Raw genomic sequence first — 21,307 nt, 5'->3', positions numbered from 1 at the left:
GCGCTCTCACAACTGAGTGTAAGAGGGTTCAGCCATGTTGTCTTCTGTTGGAATCGACACTGCCAAAGCCACGTTGGAAATCTGCATCAAACCTCAGAAAATCCGCTTCGAAGTAATCAATGAGCGCCCAGGCTTTGATGTGCTGATCGGGCGACTGAAGGACTTCAAGATCAGCAGAGTGTTGATTGAAGCGACCGGCGGCTACGAGAAAGACGTGCTGATTGCATTGCGCTCGGCCGGTTTCGAAACCATCTGCATCAACCCAGCCCGTGCCCGGAAATTCGCCGAGGCGATGGGTAAAAAAGCCAAAACCGATAAGATCGACGCCGAGGTCCTTGCGGACTTCGCTGCACACCTCAGCGCTCCTCAAGACCAACTAATCAGCCCGGAACGCGAAGAGCTGCGCGAGTTGGTGAAGCAGCGCGCCCAATTTGTGCAGAGCCGTGATGACTACAAACGGCGCCGCCTGCAATGCCGCTCGGCAATGGTGATGGCTCACTTTGATGAGCACATAGAGCAGCTGAAAGTGCTGATCAAACGCCTTGACGAAGAAATTGACCAGGCGATGGTGCAACTGGACGACACCAGGGCGCGTCAGTTGTTGGCGGTGAGCGGAATTGGTCGGGTAACCGCCGCAAATCTGCTCGCCTCACTGCCAGAGCTGGGGCAATTGGACCGCCGTCAGATCGCCGCGCTAGTGGGCGTAGCGCCTTACAACAACGATAGCGGTAGCCATCAAGGGCACCGCCAGATATGGGGTGGCCGGGCGCATGTAAGGCGAGTCCTGTACATGTCGAGCTGGATCATCATCCGTCACAACACGGAATTTAAAGCACGCTACGAAGCACTTCGGGAGCGTGGCAAGTGCGCCAAAGTCGCCCTCGTAGCCTGTATGCGGGTGCTGATCGTCAGGCTGAATGCAATGCTGCGGGACAATACCCCTTGGCGAGTGCAAACAGCCTGATCAAGACAGTTGCTCCCACAGGTAGCGTAGGCCTTTAGAGGCGCGAGCTGATCCATTGGCGATGCTGCTCACACTTCACCTTTGCGCCTTGTCGGCGAATGGACCGGCGATGCACGAGAAGCGAAAGCAAAAAAGCGCTCTGCTTCTAGATGTACGTAATTGCAGACGCCACCGATCGTCCCTTGCAGAAGGCCGAGTGGAACCCTTGCGTAGTGGGGCGACGGCCATGGATGGCCGGCGAGCGCCGCAGGGCCAGGGACGGCCCTTCGGCGCGCCCCCACGGGAGCAAGGGTGGAAGGAGGGAACCCGGAGCGCAGCGCAGGGCCGATGAAGGGACAGGGCGTTTTTGGTTACTTTTGCCGCCAAGCAAAAGTGACCCGCCGTAAGGGCGGAAGGCGCCGGCAGCGCCTCATCATCAAATGGATCAGCTCAAACACAGCCTGGCTGCCCCAATACTTGCAAGCTGCTTAAGACAGTTGCTCCCACAAGGGCTGCAAAGAACCTGTGGGAGGGCTATGAAGCCGGCGCTTACTCCGCAGCCGGCGCCGGTTTGCGGCGCTTGAGCGGTGCCAGGCCGTCGGCGCTGGCCAGCGGCGCGTTAGGCTTTGGCTTGGCTGTTGGCTTGCGCTTGGCCACGACCTTCTTGTCGCCCTTTTTATCGGTTTTTTTCTTTTTCACACCGGCCGCCTTGCCCGAGGCCTTGACCTTCTTCGGCCCGGTGTAGGTGCCTTTGACTTCCTTGATCACCCGGCGCTCGAAGGTCTGCTTCAGGTAGCGCTCGATGCTCGACATCAGGTTCCAGTCGCCGTGACAGATCAACGACACCGCCAGGCCTTCGTTACCGGCACGGCCGGTACGGCCAATGCGGTGCACGTATTCGTCGCCGCTGCGTGGCATGTCGAAGTTGACTACCAGGTCCAGGCCATCGACGTCCAGGCCGCGGGCGGCAACGTCAGTAGCCACGAGAATCTTGGCGCCGCCCTGCTTGAGGCGCTCGATGGCCAGCTTGCGGTCTTTCTGGTCTTTGTCGCCGTGCAGTACGAAAGCCTTGTAGTCCTTGGCCACCAGGTGACCGTAGATGCGGTCGGCCATCACCCGGGTATTGGTGAAGATGATCGCCTTGTCGTAGGTCTCGTTCTCCAGCAACCACTGCACGATCTGTTCTTTGTGCTGGTTGTGGTCAGCGGTGATGATCTGCTGGCGGGTGCCTTCGGCCAGCTGGCTGACGCTGTTGAGCATCAGGTGCTCAGGGGTTTTCAGCACCTTGCCGATCATGTCGCGCAGGCCGGCGCCGCCGGTGGTGGCGGAGAACAGCATGGTCTGTTCGCGGTTCGGGCATTCATTGCACAGGCGCTCGACGTCTTCGGCAAAGCCCATGTCGAGCATGCGGTCGGCTTCATCGAGCACGATCACCTGGACATGCTCCAGGTGCAGGTTGCCGGCATTGAGCTGCTCGAGCAGGCGGCCCGGGGTGCCGATCAGCACGTCCGGCACCTTGCGCAGCATCGCGGCCTGCTCCTTGAAGTCTTCGCCACCGGTGATCAGCCCGGCCTTGATGAAAGTGAACTGGGAGAAGCGCTCGACTTCCTTGAGGGTCTGCTGCGCCAGCTCGCGGGTCGGCAGCAGCACCAGGGCGCGAATCTCGACGCGTTTCTGCTTGAGGTCAACCAGGCGGTTGAGCATCGGCAGGACGAAGGCTGCGGTCTTGCCGCTACCGGTTTGCGCCGTCACCCGCAGGTCACGCCCTTGCAACGCCAAAGGGATGGCCGCTGCCTGCACCGGCGTCGGCTCGACAAATTTCAGCTCGGCCACGGCTTTGAGCAGGCGTTCGTGCAGGGCGAATTGGGAAAACACGGGTGTACCTCGGGCATGTGCAAAAAATTCAGTTGCATAGGGTAACGTTTTCCGGCGTCGGAGCCGAATTTCTTTTGGCAACTTCTTGCCGATCCGCGCTCTAATGGCCTTGTTTTCGACTTGCGGACCCTTTACGACACCGTTATGGACATTCAACAGCTGTGGCAAAACACCCTGGACCTCTGGGGCACCCTCGATCAACACCCGCTACTGCACGCCGGTATCGGCCTGGGCGTATTGCTGGTGATCGCCCTGCTGCTCGGCCGCGTGGCGCGCTTTCTGGTGCTGCACGCCGCCCGTCTGCTTGGCCGCCAGCCCGCCCTGCACTGGGTCAATGACCTGCGCGAGAACAAAGTGTTCCAGCGCCTGGCCCAGACCACCCCGTCACTGGTAGTGCAGTTTGGCCTCAAACTGGTGCCGGAACTGAGCGCCACCAGCCAGCACTTTCTCGGCAACCTCGCCCTGGCCTTCACCATCCTGTTCCTGACCCTGGCCCTGAGCGCCCTGCTCGACGCCCTGCTGGACATCTACGCGCGCACCGAGCACGCCCGCACCCGCTCGATCAAGGGTTACGTGCAACTGGCGAAGATGGTCCTGTTCGTGTTCGGCGCCATCGTTATCGTCGCCACCCTGATCGACCGCTCGCCGCTATTGCTGCTCTCGGGTCTGGGTGCCATGTCGGCGGTCATCTTGCTGGTCTACAAGGACACCCTGCTGTCGTTCGTCGCCAGCGTGCAGTTGACCAGCAACGACATGCTGCGGGTCGGCGACTGGATCGAGATGCCCCAGGTCGGCGCCGACGGCGATGTGGTCGACATCACCCTGCACACGGTCAAGGTGCAGAACTTCGACAAGACCATCGTCTCCATCCCCACCTGGCGCTTGATGTCCGAGTCGTTCAAGAACTGGCGCGGCATGCAGCAGTCGGGCGGGCGACGGATCAAGCGCAGTTTGTTCATCGATGCCGGCGGCGTGCGCTTCCTGCGCTCCGATGAGGAGCAGCGCCTGAGCGAAGTACGCCTGCTGACCGACTACATTGCCCGCAAGCGCAGTGAGCTCAGAGCCTGGAACGAGGCCCAGGGCAATGTCGCCGAACTGTCCGCCAACCGTCGCCGGATGACCAACATCGGCACCTTCCGCGCCTATGCCCTGGCTTATCTGAAAAGCCACCCGGAGATCCAGCCGAACATGACCTGCATGGTCCGCCAGATGCAGACCACCGCCCAGGGCGTGCCGCTGGAAATCTACTGCTTCACGCGCACCACGGCGTGGGCCGACTACGAGCGGATCCAGGGCGACATCTTCGACTACCTGCTGGCGGTGATGCCGGAGTTCGGCCTGAGCCTGTACCAGCAACCCAGCGGCAATGACCTGCGCGCCGGCCTGTTACCCTCGACCCTGCCCAGCCAGCAGCGGGCGCTGAGTGCCGAGACGACTGAGCCATAGCGACGCGAGGATCACCGCCCCGCCGATGAACAACCGGCCGAGCGGCTCGTGCTGGTTCCAGATCAGCAAATTGAGCAGCAAACCGACCGGCACGTGCAGGTTGTTCATCACCGCCAGGGTGCCGCCTGAAACCAGGCAGGCACCCTTGTTCCACCAGTACAAACCCAGTGCCGTCGGGCACAGCCCCAAAAACAGCAGCACCAGCCATTGCACCTCGGTGCTCGGCAGGTGCTGGCTGTTGCCGAACAGCAAAAAGGCCGGTAGCACCACCAGCAAGGCGCCCAGGTAGAAATAGCCGAAACGCCGGTAATGCGGCAGGTCGCTGGGGTTGCGTGCGATCAGGTGACGGTACAGCACCTGCCCGGCGGCATAGGTGAAGTTGGCCAGTTGCAGCAGCAGGAAGCCGATGAAGAAATCCGGGCTGATGCTGTCGAAGCGAATTACCGCCGCGCCGGCAACCGCCACCAGCGCCGCCACCAACGCCCAGGGGTTGAAGCGCCGGTTCAGGGCATCTTCGATAAGGGTCACGTGCAAGGGCGTGAGGATGGTGAACAGCAGCACCTCCGGCACCGTCAGCACGCGGAAGCTCAGGTACAGGCAGACATAGGTGATGCCGTACTGCAGCGCACCGATCAGCAGCATCGAACGCATGAAGCGCGCTTCGACCTGGCGCCAGCGGGTCAGCGGCAGGAACACCAGGCCGGCCAGCAGCACCCGCGCCAGCACGGCGAAATAGCTGTCGACATGCCCAGCCAGGTACTCGCCGATCAGGCTGAAGGAAAACGCCTGGATCAGCGCGACGATCAATAAATAGCCCATGTTGGCCCCTTGCTGTGGAGGCGGCGACCTTAACGGTTAGCGGCTGACCCGGCAATAGTCGCTGGCAAGGCCGGCTAGCACGGCAAACCGCATAAAAAAGCCCGGTCACGCGCGAGGCAGACCGGGCAGGTACACCCAAAGGAGCAACAGGTGTCAGGCGGGAAAATTCATTGCCGGCTCACGCCACGGCGGCAAGCTGCGCCTTGGCCTGGTTCAGGCCCTTCTCGTGGAAATCGCCGCCCATGTTCAGGCCTTCGGCATGGATGAAGGTCACGTCGTGGATACCGATAAAGGCCATGACCTGGCGCAGGTAGGGTTCCTGGTGATCGCTGCTGGCGCCGGCATGGATGCCGCCGCGAGCGGTAAGGATGTAGGCGCGCTTGCCGGTCAGCAGGCCCTGAGGCCCGGTTTCGGTGTACTTGAAGGTAATGCCGGCACGCAGTACGTGGTCCAGCCAGGCCTTGAGGGTGCTGGGGATGGTGAAGTTGTACATCGGCGCGGCCAGCACCAGTACATCGGCGGCCAGCACTTCATTGGTCAGCTCGTTGGAGCGAGCCAGGGCCTTTAGCTCTTCGGCATTGCGCTGGGTTTCGGGCTTCATCCAGCCGCCGAGCAGGTTGCCATCCAGGTGCGGCACCGGGTTGACGGCCAGGTCGCGCAGGGTCACCTGGTCGGCCGGGTGGGCGGCTTGCCACTGGCTGACGAAGTCGCGGGTCAGTTGCCGGGAGATCGAGTCCTGCTGGCGGGCGCTGCTTTCGATGACGAGTACACGGGACATGGGGCTTGCCTCCATCGGCGAGTTCGGTAAGTCGATGGAGGCAAGATTAATGATTGACCTATCGATAAAAAAGCGTAAAAACTGGGTCCAACCTATCAGTTAAATTGTTTTATTTCGGCTTGCAGTCCAAGGTGATGCGCAGCTTGATGATTTCCCGGTTGAACTTGGCAGTGGCATCGACGCTTTTTTTCGCCGGCACATTCACCCGGCGTACCCGTGGCGCTTCCGGGCCATTGCGGAAAGTCACCTTGCACTGGGCGTCGACGTCGCCATAGTTGTTGACGCTGATCGAGCCGATGTCACGGTCGGTGTCGTAGGTGGTGTAGTCGACCTTGACGCCGTCGACTTCCTTTTCCACGTCGATGGGATAGGCCAGGGCCGTGAGCGGAAGCAGGGCCAGCAATACAGCACAACATTTCTTCATACGACGCTCTCCATGAAAGAGCGCCAGCTTAGGACAACAGGAGCCGAAGATGAAAGCGCCGCGCGTAACCCTGGATCAGTGGCGGACCCTGCAGGCGGTGGTCGATCACGGCGGTTTTGCCCAGGCCGCCGAGGCCCTGCACCGTTCGCAATCCTCGGTGAGCTATACCGTGGCGCGCATGCAGGACCAGCTCGGCGTACCGCTGCTGCGTATCGACGGGCGCAAGGCGGTGCTGACCGAGGCCGGCAACGTGCTGCTGCGCCGCTCGCGGCAACTGGTCAAGCAGGCCAGCCAGCTTGAAGACCTGGCCCATCACATGGAACAGGGCTGGGAAGCCGAAGTGCGCCTGGTGGTCGATGCCGCCTACCCCAATGCCCGCCTGGTCCGCGCCTTGAGCGCGTTCATGCCGCAAAGCCGTGGCTGCCGGGTGCGCCTGCGCGAAGAGGTGCTGTCCGGGGTCGAAGAGGTGCTGCATGAAGGCATTGCGGACCTTGCCATCAGCGGCTTCAACATTTCCGGCTACCTGGGCACCGAACTGAGTTCGGTCGAATTCGTCGCCGTCGCCCACCCCGAACACAGCCTGCACCGCTTGAACCGGGAACTGAGCTTCCAGGACCTGGAAAGCCAGCTGCAGGTGGTGATTCGCGATTCAGGCCGCGCCCAGCCACGCGATGTCGGCTGGCTGGGCGCCGAACAGCGCTGGACGGTCGGCAGCCTGGCCACCGCCGCCACTTTCGTCAGCAGCGGCCTGGGCTTTGCCTGGCTGCCGCGGCACCTGATCGAACGCGAGCTGCGTGAAGGCTTGCTCAAACCATTACCGCTGGATCAGGGTGGCAGTCGCCACCCACTGTTCTACCTTTACTCGAACAAGGACAAACCCTTGGGCCCGGCAACGCAGATCCTCGTCGAGTTGCTGCGCAATTTCGACACCGCACCGCTGGATGTGCCCTTCGCCGCGCCCGCCCAAGCCTGACAGGAATCACGCCGATGGCCTACTTCGAACATGAAGGTTGCTCGCTACACTACGAGGAATACGGCCAGGGCGAGCCGCTGGTGCTGTTGCATGGCCTGGGCTCCAGTTGCCAGGACTGGGAAATGCAGGTGCCGGAGCTGGCTCGCCACTACCGCGTGATCCTCATGGACATCCGTGGCCATGGCCGCTCCGACAAGCCACGCGAGCGCTATAGCATCGCCAGCTTCAGCGCCGACCTGCTGGCCCTGCTCGAGCGGTTGCAGACCGGCCCCGTGCACCTGGTCGGGCTGTCCATGGGCGGCATGGTCGGCTTTCAGTTTGCCGTCGATCATCCCCAGTGGCTGCGCAGCCTGTGCATCGTCAACAGCGCCCCGGAGGTCAAGCGCCGCAGCCGCAGCGACTGGATCTGGTGGGCCAAGCGCTGGGCCCTGGCCCGGGTGCTGAGCCTTGAAACCATCGGCAAGGGCCTGGCCGAGCGGTTGTTCCCCAAGCCGCAGCAGGCCGATTTACGCCGCAAGATGGCCGAGCGCTGGGCAAAGAACGACAAACGCGCCTACCTGGCCAGTTTTGACGCCATAGTCGGCTGGGGCGTGGCGCAACGCCTGGGGCAGATTCACTGTCCTACCCTGGTCATCAGCGCCGACCAGGATTACACCCCGGTACAACTTAAAGAGCGCTACGTTGCGCTGATTCCACAGGCACGGCTGGCGGTTATCGAAGATTCCCGGCACGCTACACCCCTGGATCAACCTCACGTCTTCAATCAGACGCTGCTGCAGTTCCTGGCGGCGTCCACCACCTCTCAAGGATCATTGAGCCCATGCTGAAAAAACTCCTGCTCGCCACCTGCTCGGTCGTTTTCGCCACCAGCCTGATCGCCGCCGAAAAAGCGCCTCATGTACTGCTGGATACCAGCTTCGGTCAGATCGAAATCGAACTGAACGAAACCAAGGCGCCGATCAGCAGCAAGAACTTCCTGCAGTACGTGGACAGCGGCTTCTACAACAACACCGTGTTCCACCGGGTGATCCCGGGCTTCATGGTCCAGGGCGGTGGCTTCACCGAGCAAATGGTGCAAAAGCCCACCAAGGACCCGATCCGCAATGAGGCCAGCAATGGCCTGCAGAACGTGCGTGGCACGCTGTCGATGGCGCGCACCTCCGACCCGAACTCGGCCACCAGCCAGTTCTTCATCAACGTCGCCGACAATGCCTTCCTCGACCCGGGCCGCGACCGCGGTTACGCGGTGTTCGGCAAGGTCGTCAAAGGCATGGAAGTGGTCGACCAGATCGTCAACTCGCCCACCACAGTGAAAAAAGGCATGCGCGATGTGCCGGTCGACCCGGTATTCATCAAGTCGGCCAAACGCATCGACTGACCTTGGGCTTCACAGGGACGTGAACCAGGCCCGAGGGTCGAACTGAACAGGAGTTACCGTTTTCATGCTGTTTCGCCGCTTCGAAAAACTGATCGACATCTTCCGTGAGGCGCCCACTGCGGCGCCGCCGACCACGGTATGGCCGTTCTACGTGTACTACCTGCGCCAGGTCTGGCCGAGCTTTGCCGCCCTGCTGGTGGTCGGCCTGATCGGTGCGCTGATCGAAGTGGCGCTGTTCAGCTACCTGAGCCGGATCATCGACCTGGCCCAGGGCACGCCGAACGTCAACTTTTTCAGTGAGCACAGCGGCGAGCTGATCTGGATGCTGGTGGTGGCGCTGTTGCTGCGCCCGGTGTTCGTCGGCCTGCATGACCTGCTGGTGCACCAGACCATCAGCCCGGGCATGACCAGCATGATCCGCTGGCAGAACCACACCTACGTGCTCAAGCAGAGCCTGAACTTCTTCCAGAGCGATTTTGCCGGGCGCATCGCCCAGCGCATCATGCAGACCGGCAACTCGCTGCGCGACTCGGCGGTGCAGGCGGTGGACGCGCTGTGGCACGTGCTGATCTACGCGATCAGCTCGCTAGTGTTGTTTGCCGAGGCCGACTGGCGGCTGATGCTGCCGCTGATCACCTGGATCGCCTGCTACATCGGCGCGCTCTACTACTTCGTGCCACGGGTCAAGGCCCGTGCGGTGATCTCCTCCGATGCCCGCTCCAAGCTCATGGGCCGCATCGTCGATGGCTACACCAACATCGCCACCCTGAAACTCTTCGCCCATACCGACTTCGAGCAGCAGTACGCCCGCGAAGCGATCAGCGAACAAACCGAAAAAACCCAGCTGGCCGCCCGCGTGGTCACCAGCATGGACGTGGTCATCACCAGCCTCAACGGCCTGCTGATCGTCAGCACCACGGGCCTGGCCCTGTGGCTGTGGACCCAGTCGCTGATCACCGTCGGCGCCATCGCCCTGGCCACCGGCCTGGTGATCCGTATCGTCAACATGTCGGGCTGGATCATGTGGGTGGTCAACGGCATCTTCGAGAACATCGGCATGGTCCAGGACGGCCTGCAGACCATCGCCCAGCCGGTCAGCGTCAACGACTCGCCTAGCGCGCCCAGGCTCAAGGTCGAACGCGGCGGGGTCAAGTTCGACAACGTCAGCTTTCACTATGGCAAGGGCAGCCGCATCATCGATGGCCTCAACCTGGACATCCGCCCCGGCGAGAAGATCGGCCTGATCGGCCCGTCCGGCGCCGGCAAGTCGACCCTGGTCAACCTGCTGCTGCGCCTTTACGACCTGGAAAGCGGGCGCATCCTCATCGATGGCCAGGACATCGCCCAGGTGACCCAGGCCAGCCTGCGCGCACAGATCGGCATGATCACCCAGGACACCTCGCTGCTGCACCGCTCGATCCGCGAGAACCTGCTGTATGGCCGGCCCGATGCCACTGAAGATGAGCTATGGGAAGCGGTGCGCCGGGCACGGGCTGACGAGTTCATCCCGCAACTGTCCGACGCTCAGGGCCGGACCGGCTTCGATGCCCATGTCGGTGAGCGCGGGGTCAAGCTTTCCGGCGGCCAGCGCCAGCGCATCGCCATAGCCCGGGTGCTGCTCAAGAATGCGCCGATCCTGATCATGGACGAAGCCACCTCAGCGCTGGACTCGGAAGTCGAAGCGGCAATCCAGGAAAGCCTGGAAACCCTGATGCAAGGCAAGACCGTGATTGCCATTGCCCACCGACTGTCGACCATTGCCCGCATGGACCGCCTGGTGGTGCTGGAAAAAGGCCGGATTGCCGAGATGGGCAGCCACTCGGAGTTGCTGGCGCATCAGGGCCTGTATGCGCGGTTGTGGCACCACCAGACCGGGGGGTTTGTCGGGATCGACTGACAGTAACCTCGACTTGACCCGCGATGAGGCCCTCAACTTTGCCGATAAGGCAACGCCATACGCGCTTCCTGGGCATAAGCCAACACCCCTGCCCGCTCCTGCTCAAGGAACTCCTCCACTGCCCGGCGCAAGCCCGGGTGCAGCAGGTAATGCCAGGAGCGGGTGATCACCGGCTCAAAGCCGCGAATCAACTTGTGCTCGCCCTGCGCACCGGCATCAAAGCGCTGCAAACCCTCGGCAATCGCCCAATCCATGCCCTGGTAGAAACAGGTCTCGAAGTGCAGCCGGTCGAACTCGTCCAGGCAGCCCCAATAACGGCCATACAGGCTGTCGCCACCGACCAGGCTGAAGGCCATGGCCACATCACGCCCGCCTTGGCGCGCCATCACCACTCGAATCGCTTCAGGCATGCGCTCGGCCAGCAGGCTGAAGAATTCCCGGGTCAGATACGGCGCACGACGGCGTACGGCATAGGTATTGGCATAACAGGCGAAGACGAAATCCCACTGCGCCTCACTCAGCGCTTCGCCGCGAAACCAGCGAAACTCGATACCCTGCCCCGCCACCTGCTCGCGCTCCTTGCGCATTTGCTTGCGCTTGCGTGAACTCAAGGTATCGAGAAAATCCTGGAAGTCGCGGTAGCCCTGGTTGCGCCAGTGAAACTGGCATCCCAGGCGCTCCATCCAGCCGTCACGCTCGCGCATCAGCGCATCCGCCTGCGCATCGGTGAAGTTGATATGGGCGCCGGACATCCCCTGCTCGAACAGTTCATCGGTCAGTTGATCCACCAACTCGGCCGCCGCCTGCGGGTCGCCCAGCAGCCGTGGGCCGGTCACCGGCGAGAACGGCACGGCACACAGCAGCTTGGGATAGTAGGCAATACCCGCCCGCTCACAGGCATCGGCCCAGCCGTGATCGAACACGTACTCGCCGAATGAATGGGTTTTCACGTAGGCCGGCAAGGCCGCTCGCAGTTGCCCGGCGCCGTCGGTCAGCAACTGGTGCGCGGGGCTCCAGCCGGTACGACGGCTGACACTGCCGCTGTCTTCCAGGCTGGACAGGAATGCATGGCGCAGGAACGGCTGGTCCCCCGGCACCAGGGCGTCCCAGGTGGCAGGCGTGAGTTCGGCTAGGTGTTGCAGGATGAGCTTGGGCATTGGCGCAGTCTGCCTCGTCGCGCAGACGAAAAAAAGCCCCGCGCAAGCGGGGCTGAAGATCTAACGGATGAGGAGCGGTGTTGCTTAGAACACGTACTGCGCGCGCATTACGAAACCGTCGCCGCTGTCGTCGCCGGCAGCGTTCTGGGCGTTGTCGACCTTGGCCTTGACGTACACACCGCTGAGTTTGATCGACTCGTTGGCATACCAGTTCAGGCCGACGTTGTGGACCTTGCCTTCGACATCATCGATGTTGGCAAAGGCGCCGTTGTCGTCATCGACGCTCAGGTGGTCATAGCGGTAGAACACTTCCCAGGCACCGATCTGCTTGTTCGAAGGCTTGATGCTGTCGAACTTGCCGAGCTTGTAGCCACGGGCTTCACCGGTGATGGTGTAGGCCAGCTGGCCGTAGTAGCCGTCTGCCTTGATGTCGGAGAACGAGGCGCTGTCGGCCTGGACGTCACGCTTGACGTATTCGCCCTGTACCGAAAACGGGCCCATGGCCCATGCCGCTTCCAGGCCCCAGGCCTTGTCGGTGTCGTAGGCACCGGCCGGGGTGTTGTTGGCGCCGCCCAGGGTCAGGCGGTTGCCGTTGCTGCCGGCATCCTGGCCACCGTCGGTGCTGACGCCGCGCATGCCCAGGCGGCTGCGGATACGACCATCGAAGGCGGTGTCGGAGAGGTCACGCTGGGCGTAGTTGATACCGAAGTGCAGGACATTGCCGGCTTCGTGCATCGGCGCGAAGACGCCGCGCAGGTTGAACTGCTTGGTGCTGTCGCCGTCCTTGTCCTGGTTGGTGGCGTCCTTGGCGAAGGCACCGACCGAGCCGTACAGCGAGTCACCGACGGTACCCGAAGCCTGGATACCCAGGCCGCCGTTGTGGGCGTTGGTCCAGTCGACAAGGTCATAGGCGGCAGTACGTTCCTGCGCGGTCACCCACTTGGAGCTGGTGGCTTTTTCCAGGCCGAACTCGGGGTCGAAACGACCGACCTTGATCGATACCGGGCTGAAGCCGTTGTAGGCCAGGGACGCTTCATCGAAGTAGCCGTCTTCGGAACGGTTGTCACCGCCGGAGTTGTGCGAGAAGTCGTAGGCGATCTGGTAGGCCCAGTCCTTGTACATCACGCCGCCCAGTTCCAGGTAGGCGCGGCGGAAGTAACCGGCGTCGGCGGTATTGCCGTTGTTGGTGTAGAAACCGTCGAAACGGCTGTAGTCAGCCTGGATCCGACCGCCCAGCTTGAAGCTGAATTCCTTGTCGGTGGTAGCGACCTCGAGGCCACCCTTGGTCTTGACTACGATATCGGCGCCGTCGGTGGTCACGGTACCCGCGAAAGCCTGGGCGGTAACGGCCATGGCCAAGGCGCTGGCTACGAAACCTGCGAAGTGCTTACGGATCATCGAAGAAGCTCCCCTACTTTATGGTCTTGATAATGTTGGAAAAACACGCGGCTCAGGCCACTTGTGCTGGGGAGGAATCTTGGCGGGGGTGTATGTCAGATCAGTGGCTTTTAGATAAATGTTTTGTGACAGGGGAACTTTTTTACTTCGAAATGAAATAAGCCGGAAAGCTCCGTTGCAGAGCCTCCCGAGCCGGATTCAGGAGTTTTTCAGCTCCCGCGCCAGACGCTCGGCCAGTGCCTCGCTGTCGCCCGCCGGTTGTTCCGGCAAAGCCCGTACCGTGGCCTGGGCCACGCGCATCTGCTTGAGAAAGCGCCGGCAATGGCGACAGAACAACAGGTGCTGACGGACCATCAGGCGCTCGCCCAGGGTCAGTTGTCCATCCAGGTAGTCGCTGGAGCGGGCGACGAGTTCCTTGCAGCTCAGCATTGACCGGTTTCCTCGAAATGTTCCAGGGTGGCGAAGACCTTCAGGCGCGCGCGGTGCAGCAATACGCGGACATTGGAGAGGGAAATCTCGAGAAGATTACAGATCTGCTCGAGCTCCAGGCCCTGACGCTCGCGTAGCACCAGCACACTGCATTGCAGTTCCGACAGGCTGAGCAAGGTGTGCTCGAGGCATTCACGCATCTGCTCGCGGCTGAGCAGGGCTTCAGGGGTGTCCTCATGCCAGGCCGAAGGCCCTTGCAGCCAGTGGCCGTCGGTAGCAAAGCGCTCATCGCCAATGGTGCCATGCGGGCCTGGCAGGTCATCGAGAAGCACTTCGCGACGATTTTGCTTGTAGCGGGTCTTGGCCGCGTTGGCGGTAATGGTCAGCAGCCAGGTTTTCAGGCTCGAGCGCTGCTCGAACCCCTTGAGGTTGCGCACCACCGCCAGCCAGGCGTCCTGTACCGCTTCGTCGGCATGCCGGCTGCCGACAATCGCATAGGCCACTGCGCGCATGGCGCCCTGATAGCTGTCGACCAGTTCCTTGAACGCCTGTTGCTCACCCTTGAGCAGCCGCTCCAGCAAGCGGGTTTGTTGTTCAGCAGTCATCGCCATCCATCCATCGTTCTGCGGGTAGAGTCCGATTAGGCGGATTTGTTACAGCCAACGCTATCAGTGAAGTGTCGCAACAACGTGGGACACTTCACCGGTAGTTGCAACTCAACGCTTGCGCAGGATCACGCTACCGATCGAATAGCCGGCCCCGAACGAGCTGAGCACGCCCAGGGCGCCCTGTGGCAGGTCGTCCTGATGCTTGTGCAGGGCGATTACCGAGCCTGCCGAGCTGGTGTTGGCGTAGCTGTCGAGGATTACCGGTGCCTCTTCTTCGAGGGCGTCACGACCAAGCAGTTTCTTCACGATCAGGTGGTTCATGCTCAGGTTGGCCTGGTGCAGCCAGAAGCGCTTGACGTCGCTGACATTGAGGTTGTTCTCGGTCAGGTGCTGGCCGATCAGCTCGGCGACCATCGGGCAGACCTCGCGGAACACCTTGCGGCCTTCCTGGACGAACAGCTTGTCGGGGGCGCCAATGCCCTCTTCGGCCGCGCGGTTGAGGAAGCCGAAGTTGTTGCGGATGTTGTTCGAAAACTGGGTCAGCAGTTTGGTGCTGACGATGTCGAACTGGTGCCTGGAGGTGGCCAGGTCGGCGCGCTCCACCAACACGGCGGTGGCGGCATCACCAAAGATGAAATGGCTGTCGCGGTCACGGAAGTTCAGGTGGCCGGTGCAGATTTCCGGGCTGATCACCAGCACTGCGCGGGCCTGGCCCAACTGTACGCTGTTGCAGGCAGTCTGAATGCCGAAGGTGGCCGACGAGCAGGCTACGTTCATGTCGAAACCAAAGCCGTTGATGCCCAGCGCCTGCTGCACTTCGATGGCAATCGCCGGGTACGGGCGCTGCAGGTTGGAACAGGCAACGATCACCGCATCGACGTCGGCGGCAGTACGCCCGGCGCGTTGCAGAGCCTGCTCGGCGGCGGCCACGGCCATCTGGCAGAGGATCGACGGTTCGTCGTTGGAGCGCTCGGGCAGGCGCGGCTTCATGCGCTGCGGATCGAGGATGCCGTCCTTGTCCATGACGAAGCGGCTCTTGATACCCGAGGCTTTTTCGATGAAGGCGGCGCTGGACTCGGCCAGGGCCTGGACTTCACCGCGCTCGATGGCGGCGGCGTTGTCGCGGTTGAACTGCTGCACGTAGGTATTGAAGGACTCCACCAGCTCTTCGTTGGAAATGCTGTTGGCCGGGGTGTACAGGCCGGTGCCGCTGATGACGACGTTATGCACGGTCGTTCCTCTGTTCGGGGCCATTGCCAGCCCGGCAACGGCCTGTTCGGTCGGTTTGAGTTGGCACCAAAGTACCAACTTTGACTGGCAATGCCCCCAGCTTGCGGGCCACTGCGCAGTGCTGCATGCGTGAGCCGCGCAGGCCCGGCAGGTTATTCCGGGATGCGCGGCGTATATCGGTCAAGTGTGCCACAACTGCAGGGGTTTAGGCTTCCACCTGACTCCACTGCTTGCTCAGTCGTTTGTCGGAAACCGGGACCTTGGTGCCCAACTGCTGGGCGAACAACGACACCCGGTATTCCTCTAGCCACCAGCGGTACAGCTGCAGCTGCTCGTCGCGCTTGCCTTCCTGCAGGTGCTTGTCCAGGCGGGTCTGGTACTGGCTCCAGAGGTTGCCCAGCTCGCCGCTCCAGACCCGGTCCTTCTGCACCTGGGCGCCAAGCTTCTCAAGACGCAACTCGATCGCCTTGAGGTAGCGCGGCAGCTCCTTGAGCCACAGCCCCGGGGTTTCGCGGACAAAGCCGGGGTAGACCAGGTTGCCCAGTTGCTGCTTGATGTCGTTGAGGGCCACGGCCTGGGCCAGGTCGATCTTGCCCTTGAAGCGCTTTTGCAGGCCATGCCAGAGCTTGAGGATTTCCAGGGTCAGGCGAGCCAGACGCTCGGCGTGCTCGGCCCAGCTGCCGCGCTTGCGCTCGGCCAGCGAGGCCAGGCCGGCGCCATCGCGTGGCAGGGTAGCCTCGCCTTCAAGGATGCAACTGTCGAGGCTGGCCAGGAGAATGTCCTCGACCAGCGCCTCGACCCGACCCAGCTCGCGGTACAGCAAGCCCAGCTCGGTCAGCCCCGGCAGCTTGCCGCGCAAAAACTTGGCCGGCTCCGCCAGTTGTTGCAGCAGCAGGCGCTGCAAGGCTCGGCGGTGCTGGAACTCGGCTTCAGCCTGGGTCGAGAAGCGCCCTTCCTTGACCGTGCCGTTTTCTTCCACCAGCGCCGGATAGACCGTCATCGACAGCCCGGCAAACTTTTGTTGCGCAGTCTCGGCCACCTGGGTGAAGGCCTTGGCCTGCACCGGCTGCTGGCTTTGCGCGGTTTGCGGGACCGCCAGCGCGGCCTGGCTGGCCGCGGCAAAGCGCGCGGTCAGCTCGGCCAGGTCACGGCCTTCACCGAGGAACTTGCCCTGGCCATCGACCACTTCCAGGTTCATCTTCAGGTGGCTGTCGACCTGGGCCGCAGCTTCGGCCCAGGCTTCGTCGCTGACCCGCGCACCGGTCATGCGCAGCAACTCGCGGCCAAGCGCCTGGGGCAACGAACCTTCAGCGAAGCTCATGCGCTGCAGGGCGGCCTTGACGAAGTCCGGCACCGGCACGAAATTCTTGCGCAAGGCCTTGGGCAGGTTGCGCACCAGGGCGATGCACTTGGCTTCCAGCAGGCCCGGCACCAGCCACTCCAGGCGTTCGCCCGGCAGGCTCGGCAACAGCGGCGCCGGCACCCGCACGGTAACGCCGTCGCGCGGATGGTTTGGCTCGAAGTGGTAACTCAGGGCCAGGCTCAGGTCGCCCAGGCGCAGGGTGTCCGGGTACTGCGCGGCGGTGACCTCACTGGCCTCGCGGGCCAGCACGTCTTCCTCGCGCATGATCAGCAACTGCGGGTCTTTCTGGCTGTTGACCCGGTACCAGCTGTCGAAGGTTGCGGTCTGGTGGATCTCGGCCGGCAGCCGCGCCTCATAGAAGCCGTACAGGGTTTCTTCATCGGCGAGGATGTCGCGCCGACGGGCCTTGGCTTCCAGCTCGTCGAGTTGCTCAAGCAAGCGCCGGTTGGCGGTCAGGCACCTGGCCTTGGACTGGATCTCGCCGCCGACCAGGGCCTCGCGGATAAACAGCTCGCGCGACATTACCGGGTCGACCGGGCCGTAATGCACCGGCCGCCGGCCAACCACGATCAGGCCATAGAGGGTGACCTGCTCGAAGGCCACCACCTGGCCGCGCTTCTTCTCCCAGTGCGGTTCGAAGTGGTTCTTCTTGATCAGGTGCCCGGCCAGCGGCTCGATCCAGTCCGAATCGATCTTGGCCACCATGCGCGCATAGAGCTTGGTGGTTTCCACCAGCTCGGCGGTCATCAACCATTGCGGACGCTTCTTGCCCAGGCCGGACGAGGGGTGCACCCAGAAGCGCCGTTGGCGGGCGCCGAGGTAGTCACCGTCTTCGCTCTTCTGGCCGATCTGGCTGAGCAGACCGCAGAGGATCGCCTTGTGCAGGCGCGGGTAGTCGGCAGGCTCTTTATTGATGCTCAACTGCAGGTCGCGGCAGATCAGGCTGAGCTGACGGTGAGCATCGCGCCATTCGCGCAGGCGCAGGTAGTTGAGGAAATTCTTCCGGCACCAGTTGCGCAGCGGGCTGGCGGTCAGGGCCTGGCGTTGCTCTTCAAAGCCACGCCACAGGTTGACCAGCGCGGCGAAGTCGGAGTCGGCGTCTTTCCATTGCGCATGGGCCTGGTCCGCCGCTTGCTGGCGCTCCGGCGGCCGCTCGCGCGGGTCTTGCACCGACAGCGCACTGGCGACGATCAACAGCTCATTGAGGCTGCCCTGCTTGGCGCCTTCGAGCAGCATGCGGCCCAGCCGCGGGTCCACCGGCAGGCGCGCCAACTGGCGGCCCAGGGGCGTGAGCTGGTTCTCGCGGTTGACCGCCGAGAGCTCCTGCAACAGGTTGAAGCCGTCGCTGATGGCCTTGCCGTCCGGCGGCTCGATGAACGGGAAGGCGTCAATATCGCCCAGGCGCAGGTGCAGCATCTGCAGGATGACTGCCGCCAGGTTGGTACGCAGGATCTCAGGGTCGGTAAAGGCCGGCCGCGCATTGAAGTCTTCTTCGCTGTACAGGCGCACGCAGATGCCCGGCTCGACCCGCCCGCAGCGGCCCTTGCGCTGGTTGGCGCTGGCCTGGGACACCGCTTCGATCGGCAGGCGCTGAACTTTGGCCCGGTAGCTGTAGCGGCTGATGCGCGCGGTGCCGCTATCGATCACATAGCGGATGCCCGGCACCGTCAGCGAGGTTTCGGCAACGTTGGTGGCCAGCACCACGCGCCGCCCCGGATGGGACTGGAAAATCTTCTGCTGCTCGGCCGGCGACAGGCGTGCGTACAGTGGCAGGATTTCGGTGTGGCGCAACTGCGCCTTGCGCAGCATCTCGGCAGCGTCGCGAATCTCGCGCTCGCCGGGCAGGAACACCAGCACATCGCCCGGGCCCTTGCCCTGGCTGCGCTCAAAGGCGGCAATCTCGTCGAGGGTGGCGAGGATCGCCTGGTCGACGGTGAGGTCGTCCTCGACGCGGTTGCCCTCCTCGTCCTGCTCGCGGGTTACCGGCCGGTACCAGGTTTCCACCGGGTAGGTGCGGCCCGACACCTCGATGATCGGCGCATCGTTGAAGTGCTTGGAGAAGCGCTCAAGGTCGATGGTCGCCGAGGTGATGATGACCTTGAGATCGGGGCGACGCGGCAGCAGGGTCTTGAGGTAACCGAGCAGAAAATCGATGTTAAGGCTGCGCTCGTGGGCTTCGTCGACAATGATGGTGTCGTAGCGCTCGAGAAAGCGGTCGTGCTGGGTTTCGGCCAGCAGGATACCGTCGGTCATCAGCTTGACCAGGGTATTGGCGTCGCTTTGGTCTTCGAAGCGCACCTGGTAGCCGACCAGCGCCCCCAGCGGCGTGCCCAGCTCTTCGGCAACCCGGGTGGCAACGCTGCGCGCGGCAATCCGTCGTGGCTGGGTATGGGCGATCAGGCCGTGCTGGCCGCGGCCCAGTTCCAGGCAGATCTTCGGCAGCTGGGTGGTTTTGCCCGAGCCGGTTTCGCCGGCGATGATCAGCACCTGATGCTCGGCCAGAACCTTCTTGATCTCGTCACGCTTGGCTGCAATCGGCAGGCTGTCGTCGTAACGGATGCTCGGCACGCTGGCCTTGCGCGCGGTGACCTGGGCGCAGGAGGCCTGGACCTTGTCGACCCATTGCGCAAGCCTGGCCTCATCCGGGCGCTTGCGCAGCTCGTGCAACTGCCGGCGCAGACGGTGGCGCTCGGCAATCATGGCGTGGTCGAGGTTTTTCAGCAGTTGATCAATCGCGTGGTCAGTCATGGGGGCTTTTTAGTCGTGCAGGTGAGCCTGCTTTTGCATGATCGGCTTTTCAAGGGCTGCGATTGTCGCAGATTTGCCGACGCTCGGCACGGTTGCGGGCGGGCGGACGATTGTTTAGCCGCGGCTTATCTGAAGTTACCCAAAGGCTGATTTAATGAACCTTCCCCGGCATGGGAGTATCCAGGCATGACTTCGTCTACCGGTTTGCCCCGCCTGCTGCTGCGCCCTTCGTTCCCGAAGGTGCGGGCGCGCTGCGGGGAAAATCCGCTGGTACACATCATTCTCGCCTTCTGGGCTTTGTGGCACTGCCGCCATGCCCGCCCACCGGACGCCCGCCTCGCTCTGCACTGAACCGTGCGGCCAGCTTCTGGCCGACCTTCCTTGTCGAAGACTGCCGCCTGACCGGCTAGACAGTCCTGTGCGCCTGAGGGCGCGAGCGAGCACACCATGCACTTTGCCCCTATCGAGCAGGCCCGAACGTTCCTGTCTGAAAACCCCGATATCGAGATGATCGAGCTGTTCATCCTCGACGCCAACGGCGTGCCACGCGGCAAGCTGCTGCACCGTGAAGAGCTGTTGGCGGTGTACGAAAGCGGACGGCCATTGCCCAGCACCATCCTCGGTTTGACCCTCAACGGCGACGATGTGGAAAACTCAGGCCTGGTCTGGGATGTCGGCGATATCGATTGCCGCGCCTACCCGCTGGAGAACAGCCTGGTGCGTCTGCCGTGGCGGCAGATCCCCACCGCTGCGGTGCAAGTCAGCATGCACCCCAGCGAAGGCCTGCCGGCGACTGTCGCCGACCCGCGCCACCTGCTGGTCAAGGTCATCGATGCGCTCAAGGCCGACGGTTACTACCCGGTGATGGCCTGCGAGCTGGAGTTCTATCTGCTCGACCAGCAACGTGACAGCCACGGCCGCCCGCAACCGGCCCTGGACCGCGACGGCGGGCGCCCGCGTGGCACTCAGGTCTACGGCCTGCGCGAGCTGGAGCAGATCGAGCCGTTTCTCGCCGACCTCTACGCGGCCTGCAAGGCCCAGGGCATTCCTGCGCGCACGGCGATTTCCGAATACGCCCCGGGCCAGGTGGAGATCACCCTCGAGCATGGCGATGCGCTGCTGGCCATGGACCAGGCGGTGCGCTACAAGCGCCTGGTCAAGGGCGTGGCGCACAAGCACGGGATGCAGGCCTGCTTCATGGCCAAGCCGTTCGATCACCTGGCCGGCACCGGCATGCACATGCACGTGAGCCTGGCCGATGCCCAGGGCAATAACCTGTACGCCAGCGAAGACAAGGCCGGTACGCCGCTGCTGCGCCAGTCGGTGGCCGGCATGCTCACGCTGCTGCTCGATTCGCTGCTGCTGTTCTGCCCCAACGCCAACTCCTACCGCCGCTTCCAGGCCAACAGCTATGCGCCGCTGGCGCCGACCTGGGGCGTCGACAACCGTACCGTCAGCCTGCGCGTGCCCGGCGGCCCGGCCAACAGCCGGCACATCGAGCACCGCATCTGCGGCGCCGATGCCAACCCTTACCTGGCCGCAGCAGCGATTCTCGCCAGCCTGCATCACGGCATCCGCCAGCAACTCGACCCGGGCGCGCCGGTCGAGGGCAATGGCTACGCCCAGGCCAGCGAACTGCTACCCACCGACTGGCTGACCTCGTTGACTGCGCTTGAGCGTTCAAGCTGGGCCCGCGAAGCCCTGGGCGCCGAGTTCCTCGGCGTGTACCTGGCGGTCAAGCGCGCCGAGTACCGCCAGTTCATGGCCGAAGTCGGTGAACAGGACTGGCGCTGGTACCTGACCCAGGCCTGACCCTTTATTTTTGCACCAAGGATTTTGTT

The 21,307-nt window shown here is 63.0% G+C and carries 18 protein-coding genes; 8 read left to right on the top strand and 10 right to left on the bottom strand.

Annotated elements, in window-relative coordinates:
- The first annotated feature begins 34 nt into the window (after positions 1 to 34).
- Positions 35 to 964, top strand: a complete 930-nt coding sequence (locus LOY37_RS07205) for a transposase (protein WP_258715096.1) — start codon at positions 35 to 37, stop codon at positions 962 to 964.
- Positions 965 to 1,492: 528 nt separating this feature from the next.
- Here the strand turns inward: LOY37_RS07205 and LOY37_RS07200 are convergent.
- Positions 1,493 to 2,818, bottom strand: a complete 1,326-nt coding sequence (locus tag LOY37_RS07200) for a DEAD/DEAH box helicase (protein WP_258716551.1) — start codon at positions 2,816 to 2,818, stop codon at positions 1,493 to 1,495.
- A 144-nt stretch (positions 2,819 to 2,962) separates the two neighbouring features.
- On the opposite strand from LOY37_RS07200, the gene LOY37_RS07195 reads away from it, so the two are divergent.
- Positions 2,963 to 4,264, top strand: coding sequence for a mechanosensitive ion channel family protein (locus LOY37_RS07195; protein WP_045193400.1), 1,302 nt, complete (start codon positions 2,963 to 2,965; stop codon positions 4,262 to 4,264).
- Here the strand turns inward: LOY37_RS07195 and LOY37_RS07190 are convergent.
- The 3 genes from LOY37_RS07190 to LOY37_RS07180 all read right to left on the bottom strand — a co-directional run bounded on the left by LOY37_RS07190 (position 4,205) and on the right by LOY37_RS07180 (position 6,285).
- Positions 4,205 to 5,083, bottom strand: coding sequence for a carboxylate/amino acid/amine transporter (locus tag LOY37_RS07190; RefSeq protein WP_045193401.1), 879 nt, complete (start codon positions 5,081 to 5,083; stop codon positions 4,205 to 4,207). The genes LOY37_RS07195 and LOY37_RS07190 overlap by 60 nt on opposite strands.
- 178 nt (positions 5,084 to 5,261) lie before the next feature.
- Positions 5,262 to 5,861 carry an FMN-dependent NADH-azoreductase gene (locus LOY37_RS07185; protein ID WP_258716550.1) on the bottom strand — a complete coding sequence of 200 codons (600 nt, stop codon included), beginning with the start codon at positions 5,859 to 5,861 and terminating at the stop codon, positions 5,262 to 5,264.
- 109 nt (positions 5,862 to 5,970) lie between these two features.
- Positions 5,971 to 6,285: a 3-phosphoglycerate kinase gene (locus tag LOY37_RS07180; RefSeq protein ID WP_258716549.1), complete on the bottom strand. Its 315-nt coding sequence runs from the start codon at positions 6,283 to 6,285 to the stop codon at positions 5,971 to 5,973.
- Between the two features lie 49 nt (positions 6,286 to 6,334).
- Here LOY37_RS07180 and LOY37_RS07175 point away from each other — a divergent pair, with 49 nt between their 5' ends.
- From LOY37_RS07175 to LOY37_RS07160, 4 genes are all read left to right on the top strand, one after another.
- A complete protein-coding gene (locus LOY37_RS07175; RefSeq protein ID WP_045193404.1) occupies positions 6,335 to 7,258 on the top strand; it encodes a LysR family transcriptional regulator in 924 nt (307 codons plus the stop codon).
- 14 nt (positions 7,259 to 7,272) lie between these two features.
- Positions 7,273 to 8,085: an alpha/beta fold hydrolase gene (locus LOY37_RS07170; protein ID WP_045193405.1), complete on the top strand. Its 813-nt coding sequence runs from the start codon at positions 7,273 to 7,275 to the stop codon at positions 8,083 to 8,085.
- Complete coding sequence (locus tag LOY37_RS07165; RefSeq protein ID WP_258716548.1) at positions 8,079 to 8,636, top strand: peptidylprolyl isomerase; 558 nt, start codon at positions 8,079 to 8,081, stop codon at positions 8,634 to 8,636. The genes LOY37_RS07170 and LOY37_RS07165 overlap by 7 nt, the downstream gene beginning before the upstream one ends.
- Before the next feature lie 64 nt (positions 8,637 to 8,700).
- On the top strand, positions 8,701 to 10,533 hold the full coding sequence (locus LOY37_RS07160; protein ID WP_258716547.1) for an ABC transporter ATP-binding protein: 1,833 nt from the start codon (positions 8,701 to 8,703) through the stop codon (positions 10,531 to 10,533).
- Positions 10,534 to 10,565: 32 nt separating this feature from the next.
- On the opposite strand, the gene LOY37_RS07155 is transcribed toward LOY37_RS07160, so the two are convergent.
- The 6 genes from LOY37_RS07155 to hrpA all read right to left on the bottom strand — a co-directional run bounded on the left by LOY37_RS07155 (position 10,566) and on the right by hrpA (position 19,466).
- Positions 10,566 to 11,690 carry a GNAT family N-acetyltransferase gene (locus LOY37_RS07155; protein ID WP_258716546.1) on the bottom strand — a complete coding sequence of 375 codons (1,125 nt, stop codon included), beginning with the start codon at positions 11,688 to 11,690 and terminating at the stop codon, positions 10,566 to 10,568.
- Between the two features lie 84 nt (positions 11,691 to 11,774).
- The gene (locus LOY37_RS07150) at positions 11,775 to 13,088 is read right to left on the bottom strand and encodes an OprO/OprP family phosphate-selective porin (protein ID WP_045193409.1); all 1,314 of its coding nucleotides are present in this window, start codon (positions 13,086 to 13,088) and stop codon (positions 11,775 to 11,777) included.
- Between the two features lie 198 nt (positions 13,089 to 13,286).
- Positions 13,287 to 13,517: an anti-sigma factor gene (locus LOY37_RS07145; RefSeq protein WP_093386024.1), complete on the bottom strand. Its 231-nt coding sequence runs from the start codon at positions 13,515 to 13,517 to the stop codon at positions 13,287 to 13,289.
- Positions 13,511 to 14,122, bottom strand: coding sequence for an RNA polymerase sigma factor (locus tag LOY37_RS07140; RefSeq protein ID WP_045193411.1), 612 nt, complete (start codon positions 14,120 to 14,122; stop codon positions 13,511 to 13,513). Before LOY37_RS07140 ends, LOY37_RS07145 begins: the two co-directional genes overlap by 7 nt.
- Before the next feature lie 111 nt (positions 14,123 to 14,233).
- A complete protein-coding gene (locus LOY37_RS07135) occupies positions 14,234 to 15,355 on the bottom strand; it encodes a beta-ketoacyl-ACP synthase III (protein WP_195883324.1) in 1,122 nt (373 codons plus the stop codon).
- 205 nt (positions 15,356 to 15,560) lie between these two features.
- Positions 15,561 to 19,466 carry an ATP-dependent RNA helicase HrpA gene (gene hrpA, locus LOY37_RS07130; protein WP_258610025.1) on the bottom strand — a complete coding sequence of 1,302 codons (3,906 nt, stop codon included), beginning with the start codon at positions 19,464 to 19,466 and terminating at the stop codon, positions 15,561 to 15,563.
- 186 nt (positions 19,467 to 19,652) lie between these two features.
- Between hrpA and LOY37_RS07125 the strand changes: the two genes are divergently transcribed.
- Positions 19,653 to 19,817: a hypothetical protein gene (locus LOY37_RS07125; protein ID WP_213602103.1), complete on the top strand. Its 165-nt coding sequence runs from the start codon at positions 19,653 to 19,655 to the stop codon at positions 19,815 to 19,817.
- A 96-nt stretch (positions 19,818 to 19,913) separates the two neighbouring features.
- Positions 19,914 to 21,278 carry a glutamine synthetase family protein gene (locus tag LOY37_RS07120; protein WP_258716545.1) on the top strand — a complete coding sequence of 455 codons (1,365 nt, stop codon included), beginning with the start codon at positions 19,914 to 19,916 and terminating at the stop codon, positions 21,276 to 21,278.
- Positions 21,279 to 21,307: the final 29 nt, after the last annotated feature.

This window comes from Pseudomonas sp. B21-012, assembly GCF_024749305.1.
In the GTDB taxonomy this organism is placed as follows: domain Bacteria; phylum Pseudomonadota; class Gammaproteobacteria; order Pseudomonadales; family Pseudomonadaceae; genus Aquipseudomonas.
Note: the sequence above shows the minus strand (reverse complement) of the source record. Positions and strands in the feature narration are given on the sequence as shown.